General features: G+C 41.7%; 6 protein-coding genes. 3 read left to right on the top strand and 3 right to left on the bottom strand.

Features of this window, described 5'->3' with window-relative positions:
• Positions 1-305 precede the first annotated feature (305 nt).
• The 3 genes from fadI to ALT761_RS05990 all read left to right on the top strand — a co-directional run bounded on the left by fadI (position 306) and on the right by ALT761_RS05990 (position 4,169).
• Entirely contained in the window at positions 306-1,616 is a 1,311-nt protein-coding gene (fadI, locus tag ALT761_RS05980) for an acetyl-CoA C-acyltransferase FadI (RefSeq protein WP_013784923.1), read from the top strand.
• A gap of 19 nt (positions 1,617-1,635) precedes the next feature.
• Positions 1,636-3,774, top strand: coding sequence for a fatty acid oxidation complex subunit alpha FadJ (fadJ, locus tag ALT761_RS05985; protein ID WP_129737303.1), 2,139 nt, complete (start codon positions 1,636-1,638; stop codon positions 3,772-3,774).
• A 197-nt stretch (positions 3,775-3,971) separates the two neighbouring features.
• A complete protein-coding gene (locus ALT761_RS05990) occupies positions 3,972-4,169 on the top strand; it encodes a hypothetical protein (protein WP_129737305.1) in 198 nt (65 codons plus the stop codon).
• A 179-nt stretch (positions 4,170-4,348) separates the two neighbouring features.
• On the opposite strand, the gene ALT761_RS20585 is transcribed toward ALT761_RS05990, so the two are convergent.
• From ALT761_RS20585 to ALT761_RS06000, 3 genes are all read right to left on the bottom strand, one after another.
• Positions 4,349-4,513: a hypothetical protein gene (locus ALT761_RS20585; RefSeq protein WP_172602857.1), complete on the bottom strand. Its 165-nt coding sequence runs from the start codon at positions 4,511-4,513 to the stop codon at positions 4,349-4,351.
• A 192-nt stretch (positions 4,514-4,705) separates the two neighbouring features.
• Positions 4,706-9,259, bottom strand: a complete 4,554-nt coding sequence (locus tag ALT761_RS05995) for an EAL domain-containing protein (RefSeq protein WP_129737307.1) — start codon at positions 9,257-9,259, stop codon at positions 4,706-4,708.
• Between the two features lie 156 nt (positions 9,260-9,415).
• On the bottom strand, positions 9,416-12,163 hold the full coding sequence (locus ALT761_RS06000; protein ID WP_129737309.1) for an insulinase family protein: 2,748 nt from the start codon (positions 12,161-12,163) through the stop codon (positions 9,416-9,418).
• Positions 12,164-12,263 lie beyond the last annotated feature (100 nt).

Here is a 12,263-nt window from a genome sequence, read left to right on the forward strand (position 1 = left end):
AATGCAATTATTCCGTTGAAATTCTAGTTATCAGGAAAAGTAAACCAATTAACTCGCCCAAATGTATGTTACGAGTAGATAAATTGGCATAAAACAGACTATGTTTTTCTTATATGGTTCCCTTGTCGTCTAGTTCAAGTCGTTAAAAACATCTAATTTTCAGATAGGCGACGATTATTCGACACAAATAGGCTGAAAACTGTTCGTGAACGTTGATAATTTGCTATTTTGTTCATTGTTTGTAAAAATTGGGTTTATTACAGGTCAGACCACTTATTTCCTGTGGTCCTTAATTTAGGTGCATTATGTCAACAAGACAATCTGTTACTACCCGCGAGGGTGATCGTATCGCCATTGTGGCGGGGTTACGTACTCCGTTTGCAAAAATGGCGACATACTTCCACGGTGTTCCCGCTGTCGATTTAGGTAAAATGGTCGTCAACGAACTGCTCGTTCGCCATGGCATTCAAAAAGAATGGGTTGATCAGGTTGTCTATGGTCAGGTTGTTCAAATGCCTGAAGCGCCGAATATTGCCCGTGAAATCGTATTGGGTACTGGCATGAATGTGCATACTGATGCTTACAGCGTCTCTCGTGCATGTGCAACCAGCTTCCAGTCTACCGTTAATATTGCCGAAAGTATGATGGCTGGCCACGTTCAGGTAGGTATTGCTGGTGGTGCTGACTCTACGTCTGTATCGCCAATTGGTGTATCTAAAAACCTAGCGCGCGCATTGGTCGATCTTCAGAAAACCAAAACTTTGGGTCAGAAGTTTAATATCTTTAAGCGTTTAGGTCTTAAAGATTTAGCGCCTGTGCCGCCAGCGGTTGCAGAATACTCAACAGGTTTGTCTATGGGACAAACTGCTGAGCAAATGGCGAAATCCCACCATATCTCACGTGAAGAACAAGACGCACTTGCCCATCGTTCACACAGTTTTGCCGCGCAAAGCTGGGAAGAGGGTAAATTAGACAGTGAAGTAATGACCGCTTACGCAGAACCGTACAAAGGCGCATTATCTCGCGATAACAACGTACGTTTCGATTCTAAGCTTGAAGGCTATGCCAAGCTTCGCCCTGTTTTTGATAAAAAATACGGTACAGTAACGGCAGCGAACGCTACTCCGCTAACTGATGGTGCTTCAGCCGTTATTATGATGACGGAAAGCCGTGCTAAAGAATTAGGTTATAAGCCATTAGGTTATCTTAAGAGTTATGCCTTCTCAGCCATTGATGTATGGGAAGACATGCTGATGGGACCATCTTACGCCACGCCAATTGCGCTAGATCGTGCAGGCATGACATTAAACGATATTACGCTTATCGAAATGCATGAAGCTTTTGCCGCGCAGACACTTTCGAACGTGAAAATGTTCGCCAGCGATAAATTTGCCCAAGAAAAACTTGGTCGTGCAAAAGCTACCGGTGAAATCGACATGGACAAATTTAACGTTATGGGAAGCTCTATTGCTTACGGTCACCCGTTTGCGGCGACAGGTACGCGAATGATTACCCAAATGCTAAACGAACTTAATCGCCGTGGTGGTGGTACTGGTCTACTAACCGCTTGTGCAGCGGGTGGTTTAGGTGCAGCTATGATTGTGGAGACAGAATAATATGAGTCAGGACACAACAATGACAAATGACGTTCAAGCAACATCTGGTGCATTTACGTTAACCAAGCAAGACAATGGCGTAGCCATACTCACCATGGATGTACCTGGTGAGTCTATGAATACGCTAAAAGCCGCTTTTGGCGATGAAATATCTGCCATGCTGGATGACATTGATGCTGATACCAGTATTAAAGGTGTAGTGCTGGTAAGTGGTAAAGCAAATTCGTTTGTAGCCGGTGCCGATATAAGTATGTTAGCAGCGTGTAATACTTCAGAAGATGCCACCACCATCGCGGCTGGCGGCCAAGCTATTTTTGACCGTATTGAACGCATGAAAGCAACTTTTGTTGCAGCCATAAATGGCCCAGCATTGGGCGGTGGTCTAGAGCTTGCCCTAGCATGTCACTATAGAATTTGTACCGATTCACCGAGCACGCAGGTCGGTTTGCCTGAAGTTCAACTTGGTCTATTGCCAGGTAGTGGTGGAACGCAGCGATTACCTCGTTTAATTGGTATACAGCAAGCCATGAAAATGATGCTTACTGGTGCGCCAGCGCGTGCCAAGCAAGCTAAAAAATACGGCATTGTTGATGATGTAGTACCGCAAAGCGTGTTACTAAAAGTGGCAGAGCAGTTCGCCTTAAAGCGTAAGCCTGAGCGTGAAGCGCCGCAAAAAAGCGTAATGGACAAAATGCTTGAAAATACCGGCCCAGGCCGCGGCATGATGTTCAAAAAAGCCCGCGAAGCGACGTTTGCTAAAACCAAAGGAAACTATCCAGCGCCAGGTTACATCATTGATGTCATCGAAACTGGCATGCGTGATGGCGTTGAAGCTGGCCTTAAAGCCGAAGCCGAAGCATTCGGAAAGTTGGTGATGACACCAGAATCTTTTCAATTGCGTCAGATTTTCTTCGCGACTACCGATATGAAGAAAGAAAACGGTATTGAAGGCGTAGCGCCAGAGAAAATGAAAAAAGTTGGTGTACTAGGCGGCGGATTAATGGGCGGCGGTATTGCGTTTGTAACCTCTACTAAAGCTGGCGTGCCTGTTCGTATTAAAGATGTTCGTCCTGAAGGCATTGCTAATGCGATGAAATACAGCTACGACATTTTAAATAAGAAAGTGAAGAAGCGCTTCATGCGCAGTAGCGAAATGCAAAAGCAACTGTCGCTTATCACTGGCACCTTAGATTATAGCGGCTACCAAGATACCGACATTGTAGTTGAAGCAGTATTCGAAGATTTAGATCTTAAGCAAAAAATGGTCGCGGATATCGAAGAAAATTGCAAAGAGAACACCATCTTTGCCTCTAACACTTCTTCTATTCCAATTACCCAAATTGCTGCCAAAGCAGCTCGGCCTCAAAACGTGATTGGTCTTCATTACTTTTCACCTGTAGATAAAATGCCATTAGCCGAAGTTATCGCTCATGACACTACGTCGGATCAGGTTATTTCATCTACCGTCGAATTTGCGAAAAAGCAGGGTAAAACACCCGTCGTTGTTAAAGACGGCGCAGGCTTTTACGTTAACCGTATTTTAGCCCCTTATATGAATGAAGCGGCAAGCTTAATTCTGGCAGAGGAGCCAATTGAGCACATCGACAAGTCTTTGGTTAAGTTTGGCTTCCCAGTTGGACCTGTGAAGTTGCTTGATGAGGTAGGCATTGATGTTGGTACTAAGATCATTCCTTTCCTTGTAGAGGCCTTTGGAGAGCGTTTTACGGCACCTTCAGCTTTCGATAAAGTACTTGCTGATGGTCGTAAAGGTAAAAAGAACCAAAAAGGTTTTTACAGCTATGAAGGTAAGAAGCCAGGTAAAGAAGTAGATGAAAGTATTTACTCACTCTTAGGTTTAACTCCGTCAACGAAATTAAGTGAAAAAGAAGTGGCTGAACGCTGCGTTCTTATGATGCTTAATGAAGCCGCTCGTTGTTTAGATGAGAGTGTTATTCGCAATGCCCGTGATGGAGACATTGGTGCTATTTTTGGTATCGGATTTCCACCTTTCCTAGGCGGTCCTTTCCGTTATATGGACACATTGGGAATTAAGCATGTTGTTGAGCGTTTGAATCATTACGCTAGCACAGTGGGTGATAAATTCGCACCTGCAGATGTATTGGTGAAAATGGCCGAAGAGAACAGCACCTTTTACTAATATGTAAGCTACAGATAAAAAGCCGGGAGCCAGAAAAAAAGTTCCCGGCTTTTTTGTGCGCAATAAGTAATTTTGCTGGTTTGCTAGTCAATTTTCAGTACAATCCTGCAGTTTCAAAAAATACCAGTCAAAATTTTGGCGTTATAGTTAAAAGAGTTTTTTATTTCCCTAAAAAGTGGGCTAAGTAGGAGAGCATCTTGTTTGTTTTAATATCGATAAGCCTGTTAAGCAGTGTTTTCTTTTATGTAGAGGCTGTTAAGTGGGGAATGAATGCCAAATATTGGGCAGTGCTTGCTTTAGTGATAGGGCCTTTTGTATTCCCTATGTTTGGTATTGCCAGACATATACATTGGCGCAGGGCGGTAGGATTTAATAATTTGATGGTAGAAGCTTAAGCAACTACAGATTGGCTAGAGAACGACTACAGAAAGACAATAGAACGACTATAGAAGCCCTGTTGTGGTTAAAGGGGGTAACCCTCTCTGTTATTGAGCTTATACATTTAGTGCACAGCTAAGCTGCAGACATAAAAAAAGAGAGTCTATACTCTCTTTTTTGGAATTCTGGAAGGCTATTATAAACCTACACCGTAGCCATTACCACTTTTAGGGCGATAGTTTTGAGGTTGTGTAACAGACTCTTTTTGCTGCTCAGGGGCTTGTTTAGCGCCTTCTTGGTTATCAGCAACAACAGGAGTGGCGGTAGATAGTACTAATGCAACAGCATACTCTTTTAACATTTTAATATTCCTCTGATTTTTTTATTTTAAGAACGAACAAACAAAACCGATAGAAAGGATGTTTATCGGTTACAGAGGATATTGCGAGAGATGTGCCAACTTTTTAAGTTGTTGATTTTGTTGGTTTAATTTTGGTTTTGATCTGTTTTTTGACACTTGGTTTAGCCAAAAGTAGTAAGTGCCAAAAAATAGTCAGATATTTGAATGGCCAAGCAGGTTATGAAGTTTTTGATTTTCAGAAAGTAATTTTTCAAAACGCTCTGCATTGAGCGGACGGCTGTACAAAAAGCCCTGTAGCATCTCGCAATCATAGCGACGCAAGATATTAAGCTGCTCTTCTTCTTCAACTCCCTCAGCCACTACCTTTAAGCCTAGGTTATGGGCAATGTTGATTATTGCTGCTGCCATATGACGGTCTACGCTACTTTTAGCGATATCGTCAATAAACGCTTTGTCTATTTTAAGGGTATTGAGCGGGAATCGCTTTAAATAGGCCAAGGATGAGTATCCAGTACCAAAATCATCAAGGGCAAGGTGTATGCCGCGCTCTCTCAATCGACTCATCATCCGAAGACCATTTTCAGGGTCTTCCATTAGCGTCCCTTCGGTAATTTCACACTCTAAGTGCAGTGGAGATAGGCCTACTTCGCTTAAAATTCGGTTAATTCTGTCGTCTAAATCTGGAAGTTCGAATTGCTTAACTGAGATATTCACGGCTACTCGGCCGGTGAATAGGCCTTGAGAGACCCAGCGTTTTGTATCTATGCAGGCTTTACGTAACACCTGCTCACCAATTTCGATGATCTGGCCTGTTTGCTCAGCAAGGGGAATAAATTGCCCGGGACTCACTATGCCTTTCTGCGGGTGTTCAAAACGCACCAACGCTTCCATGCTAACAAGTTTACCAGAGGCAATATCAACCTTCGGTTGGTAGTAAACCGTAAATAAGTCGTCTTTAATTCCTTGGCGAATTAAGTTTTCGATTTGCAACTGACGAACCGCATTTTGGTTCATTTCACCGCTGAAGAATTGATAGCTATTACCACCATTATTTTTTGCAAAGTACATGGCGGTATCTGCATTTTTTAGCATTTCTTGTGGCGTATTACCGTCGTCAGGGAAGAAGGCTATTCCTAAGCTTGCGCCCAATACAAACTCTTGCTTATTGATAATGAAAGGGCGAGCAAGGGTATCGAGTAGATTTTGCGCATAATGGGTGACAGTATGAATATCTGCGCTATCTTCCATTAAGACACTGAACTCATCGCCACCAAGGCGATAGCAAGTGGCATTTTTGCCCGTAATTCGTTGTAAGCGTTTAGCAATTTGTTTAATTAAAATGTCGCCAGTTTGGTGGCCAAGCGAGTCATTTATTTTCTTAAAGTTGTCCATATCCAAACACAGCAGGGTGTGAGGGGCGCCTTTACGGACCAAGTTTTGATGACTCGCTTGATAGAATGAGCGGTTAGGCAGCTCGGTCAATGGGTCTATATTAGCCAGTTTCAGTAATTCTTTTTCAGTGCTCTTACGTGAGGTGATATCACTAAATACACCTACGAAATGACTAATTTTTCCATCGTCGTCGTGCACCGCATCAATGTTTAATTCCATTTCATAGCGTTCACCATTAACGCGAACAGATTCTACTTCACCTGACCAATTTCCTTTGGTTTTCAGGGTCTTTTTAATCTCTTCGGTGAATGCATCGGGATACAAATGGAAATGAAGATAGCTAGCTAAGGCTTGTTCTCTAGTTTCACCTGTATAGCTACAGTAAGCGTTATTTACTGAAATAAACTTGAACTGTGTGGTAGTAATAAACACACCCTCAGAGATATTTTCAATTGAACGCTTAAACAGGTTTAGCTGTTCTTCAGCTTCTTTTAGATGGTTAATGTTCTTCAGTGTTCCGGTCATACGAACTGGCTGCTGATTATGATCCCGTTCAACAACTTTTCCGCGATCGAGTAACCATATCCACTGGTTTTTGAAGGTTTTAGCGCGATAAGCAAGCTCGTAGAAGTCACTTTTACCTTCTAAATGGCTGCGTAATGCATCTCTAACACGACCAATGTCGTTAGGATGGATATTAGCATCATAGGCGCCAGTGGTTCTTATATCGTCTTGTGGGAAGTCTAATGTACCCCATGTGTTGGCTCGATAAACTTGACCACGGTACACATCCCAATCCCATAGTTCGTCGCCAGAACTCCATAAGGTAAGTTTAAGGCGTTCCTCAGATTCACGTATGGAAAGTTGGTTAGATTTACGCAACTGATACTGTCGAATGATAAAGGCTAGAAGAATAGTCAGTATGAGTGCATAAAAAACTAATGCGACTGAATGTAACCAGGGGGGTCTAGATATTTTCAGCTCAAGAGTTCGACTATCTGACCAGCTTTTGCCTGATTCTCTGGCTTGAACTTCGAATAGATAATTACCGAATGAGATATTATTAAATTGGGCTTTTCTGTTTTTATTGTTGTAAACCCAAATATTATCTAAACCTTTAAGACGATAACGATATGAAACTTCATCGGGGTAAACTGGGTTAATAAGCCCAAATGAAACGCTAAATCTCGACTCAAAGTAATCTAAAACCTTTGACTGATCATAAGTTATATTTTCTACTTTAGAGACATCACTTTCTATTAGGCTATTGTCAGCATTACGTAGTTCTTGACCACTAAACTTTGGTTGGCCAAATACACTGAAGTCAAAAAGCTCGGGGACTAGCGTTTTTACTTGATGATTAAAGTTGGAGGATGATTTAGCAATTTTATTAAAGCCTTTATTACCACCAAAATAAATATCCCCTTCAAATGTCGCCAAAATCGCACTTTCACCAAGAGAGTTAAACTCTAATTGAGCATTTGATATCGTTGTGACTTCTTTGAGAGAGGGAAGCTCTATCTGATGCACACCAGCACTGTCTGCGTACCATATAGAATCCATTATGCCCACAGAAGAGAATATATATCCGTTCCCACCGTCTCTGCTCTGCTTTTGAATGACTTCAAAGGTATTTTTATTTAACTTTACGACGCCGTCTGAACGAGTAGTTAGCCAAAGAGCATCCGATGTCTCATAAACGCTGTATACCAGTGAGTTTATACCGCTTTGTTTATCGAGTTCTTGTACTACTTGATCGTTCTTAGCGCTGTATATTAAGACTCCGTCTTTATGGCGAAGCCAAACTCGATTATTAGAATCGGTGAAGATTGGTAGGTGAAAGGTCGAGTTAGACTCTAGTTTTCGTTTTGTAACAAGTGAATCATATGGCTGACTACTGGTTTTTTTTAAATCAATTGAATACAGTCCATCTTCGTCTAACCATACCCAAAGAGAGTTTGCATCTTGATGTATATAGTCTATAAATTGCCCTTCAAAAAAATGATTAACCAGATAAAGGTTATCGTTTTCTCTTCTGTAAGCTAGAAGACCATCTGATGAGGCAACCCAGTAAGTGTTACTTTGATCTACGGCCAAGTCCCAGAAGGTTGTACTTTCCCGGGGTTTAGGATGTTTCGTTAAGTAAGAAAGCTCCCCTGTTACTTCATGTAAAGCGCCTACACCGCGATTTTGAGATGCAAATAAAATTTCACCTTCAGAATTTTGAGCTAAACCCCAAATCGTTGCTTCAATCGGCTCTTCAGTATTGTTTTCTTTAAAACTGGGATGAAATTTAACCTCAGAGTAATTTTTGTGGAATCGAAAAGCGCCTTGAAGTGTACCAAGCCATACCCCTCCAGTAGCGTCTTTCTGAAGATTAAAAATAAGGTTCTGATTCAATCCAGTTACATTTTCTGTGGATGCATCAATATGGGTAAGGCTAGAAGTGGTAATTCTTGCCGGTTCGTCTATATTCTCATAGACAATGAATAGCCCTGCATCTGTTCCAACCCAAACTGAATCGGAAACTCGCTCGATACTGAGCACATTCACATCATGCTCTATTGACAACAAATCTTTATCTATGGAGCGTATTAAATTGCCCCTGTTTTCTAAAATGAAAACGCCTTTATCAGTAGCTAACCAATAATTACCCTCGATGACAATAACGTCACGTAAAGCTCCGAAAGAAACATCTATTCCCCATGGATTTACTTTATCCAAGCTGTATATTTGAGAGTCCGATTTATCAAAAATTTTAGCACCAGCTTCGTTTGAGCCAATCCATATTTTAGAACTCTCATCAAATACAATTTTTATATTACTTGGCGCGTCAAAAGCTTTCGTAACGACTCTAACTTCTTCCTTGTCTCTAGATAGTGAGTAAAGGAATTTTGAATCAGTAAAAAGTATATCGCCGTTGTTTGACTCGCTGATGGTGGTAATTAAATCAAGTTTAATAGAAGAGTTAGTACTAGAGAATATTTTGAAATCATCTGTTTCAGGTTGGTATTTAGCCAATCCAGAGTGGGTAGCTATCCAAAGTGTCCCAATTGAATCAACTAATAATTTTTGAATAAAGCCGCTGGGAAGTGCGTTGGGGTCGATATCAGAAGGGTGGTACTGCTTGATATCATAGCCCGAATAGCGATTCAAGCCATTCATTGTCGCAAGCCATATGTATCCCTTGTCGTCTTCGGCAATGTCGAGGACAACAGTACTAGATAACCCATCTCGATTATCTAACTCAGTAAATTGTAAATCAGCAACTTCTATGGCTGCCGCATCGGAGAAAATTACTCCGAGCAGTTGAAGCCATATAGCTATAACTGAGTAAGCTAGGGTTGAGCGCACCTACACACCTTTGGCATTACGCCTTATCATTATAATTTATAGTTAGGCTGGCCGCATCCCTAACAGCCAGAACAATAAATATGCCGAAATAACGCGGGCTCTACAAGCGATTTTTAGTTATAGGTGGGTGATGGTTCAATTGTTAACCATTATTTGCTAGTAATAAGGAATTTGGGATTTAAACTCAGAAATTCCATTTATGGTTCTTTGCTTTGGCGTTTCTAGTTTTTCATGTTTACCTTCAGCAAACAGAATCAACTCTCCGCAACGCTCTCGTTTGGCAAGTTGATGCGCGTAGCTTTGTATATCTTCGAAACTTAATGCGCTAATGCATTCAGCAAGTTGGGTATTTCTATTAAAGCTTAAATCTTGCGTGCCTAAGCTTATCCATAGTCTTTGCGACTTCATCGACAAGTTAAGGTCGCGCTCTTCTAGTTGCTTCAATAAGTTCTGTTTGATGGTAGACCAATAAAAACGATAGAACTCGATTTCTTCTAACTGTTGAAATAAAAATACCGTCATCGCATCTAGAAGCGTTTTGGCACTGTTATTGGGGCTTTGTACATAAAATGCCATCCCCGGGTGTTGATTGTGGGGAACATAACCGGTTCCAACAATATAGCCCAACTGCTGTTCTGTTCTAAGCGCATTGAAAAATGGTGCAGCCAACATTTGCTCTAACACCATACAAAGTGCAGTGTCGTGCAGGCCTGCAGTAGGTGCTTGTAAATACAGTACAACAGCAGCATCGTCGTGCTCACAACTGACTTGATGATAAAAAGCTTCACCAACGGGAAGTTTTGACACCGCGCGAGACAAAGGCGCACCGCTGGTATTAACACATTTACTATCAATACTTTTCGCGAAGCTTTGTGCTTGCTCGCTGGCCCAATTGCCATGCACAAAGGTTTCTATGAAATAATCGTCAAATGCAGTGTCACGCACGTTGATCATGTCTTCATAGGAAGTGTTGGCTACTGCTTCCAGTAATTCCACAGGAGCTTGAGTGTTACGCTGTATCAACACGCTCAACCTGGAGAACAAGCGGTTAGTCGGTTTGTTCAACAATGAGTTCTGTAAATTCTGAAGCTGCATTTGTTTGTAATGCTGAAAGTTAAACTCTGATGGTTTAAACGATAAGACTGCTTCCAATAACTGCTCAGCTAATAACATCTGCTGATTGGTAAAGCCTCGTGTATGCAGCGTAAAGCCAGCTTGGTGACCATAAATTCGATAATGTAACCCTGCAATTTCGGCGCGGTAATACTTGGCTTGCAGGTAGTCATTTAATGCACTTAACCAAATTCGTTTAGCAGCAACTGCGGTTAATGAATCAGAGAAATGCACCATATCAAACGATAAATAAATGTCGCCTTTAGGACTAAAAAACTGCTGGTCCTGTGCAAACCAAAAGCGCACGCCATCTTTTTCAACCAATTTCGTAGGATTATCAAACCCCGCTTCTGGCAATACTAACGCGTAGCTTTCCCCTAAGTAGGGGTTTGGGGGAGGAAGCGATAATGCTTCTATCGTTATTGGTGATGCAAAGGCGTTTAATTGTTCTTCAGCAATAGGTTGAACACGGTATCTTGCGTTGTAATATGCGCAGCTTCTGTCGGTTTCTACATCCGGGGAGATTACTTTTAACCGAATATTACATGGCGTAAAGAACGACAAAGCCTCTTTCATGACAGCGCCGTCATAACTACCGATACTCGTACGAAGCTTTCTAAGTTGTTCTGGCGTGAATAAAAATTGATGCTGTGCAAATTCGCTAACCATCGTTAGCGGCTTGACGTTTTCTTCGTATTCTAGTGCTAACGCGGTAAGTTGCGCTTTTTCTTCGAATCGCCATGAATCGTTAATCGACTGCTTAACCAATTCTAAGTAACTGAATAGCGCCATCACAACATGTTGTTGATTTGCTAATCCAAGCTCTGTTAACTGAAAGCTTATATTGAAATCTTTGAATTTGTCGCCTTCAATACCCGAGCCTGCGATAAGGTTTACCGCCCAGTTTTGGCTCTTTAAATAAGCAAGTAAACTGCCTTCGCCCTCATCACCAAGTAGATGACTAATATAATTTAGCGGTTTGGTATCGATATCGTTGTGAATACCAGGCAATGCAAAAGTGACTATCATTCGCCGTGCAGTTTGTAGCGGCTTAATGTTAATTTGAATACCAAGCTGAGATGAGGAGTAAAGTGCAGGCCAAGCGTCGCTAGCTAACGCGCCAGCTTCAAAACTCGAAAAACTCTGTGTTATCAAGGCTTCTAACTGAACAATAGGAACCGGGCTTGAAATACACAAACACATATTGCGACCACAATAATACTGTTTATGTAGGGCTCTTAATGCCTCGCGAAGGCTACTCACTTCATGCTTTGAAAATATATCAGCATTGCCAACCGAAAATTTTGAGAAGGGGTGGGCAGGATTACAGGTTTCTTTGTGAATCTGATAAAGCCGGCGTAAGTCGTCTTTAATCTTAAACTGAAACTCTGCATCAATAGACTTTATTTCATTAGTGAGCGCGGTTTCATTTAAAATAGGTCGGCGCAGCATATCGGCAAAGGCCGGAAGGGTTTGCGCTATAGCTGAGCCGTCACACTGATAGTGGTAGTTTGCATATTCAGTGCCGGTCCACGCGTTTATATTACCGCCATGCTGCTCAATGAACCCATTAATACTATTTGGGTTTGGAAAATGTCGACTCCCCATAAAGAGCATATGTTCTAGTAAGTGGGCTAACCCCTGGCAATCATTTGGATCGTAAAAATGGCCCGCACGAACCGCCATAGAAACATAGGAAGTACTGGATTGTGGCTCATGGCATAACATAACCCTAAGACCGTTAGGCAAGGTAAGATGGTATGCGTTATCAAATTTTTGAACGTTAGTCACATGATCTCATTGTAAAAACTCAAGACAAAATTGTCAGGAAAACCACGAACTGCTCACAATCCCTGAAATGAAATAATACAGTTTAATAACCACTATTTAG

Origin of the sequence: Alteromonas sp. 76-1, assembly GCF_900654235.1 — a bacterium.
Taxonomy (GTDB): domain Bacteria; phylum Pseudomonadota; class Gammaproteobacteria; order Enterobacterales; family Alteromonadaceae; genus Alteromonas; species Alteromonas naphthalenivorans.

What these genes read in the sequence shown, in the direction of transcription:
- fadI (WP_013784923.1), top strand. Translation starts at nt 306, where the DNA reads ATGTCAACAAGACAATCTGTTACTACCCGCGAGGGTGATCGTATCGCC.
- fadJ (WP_129737303.1), top strand. Translation starts at nt 1,636, where the DNA reads ATGACAAATGACGTTCAAGCAACATCTGGTGCATTTACGTTAACCAAG.
- ALT761_RS20585 (WP_172602857.1), bottom strand. Translation starts at nt 4,513, where the DNA reads ATGTTAAAAGAGTATGCTGTTGCATTAGTACTATCTACCGCCACTCCT.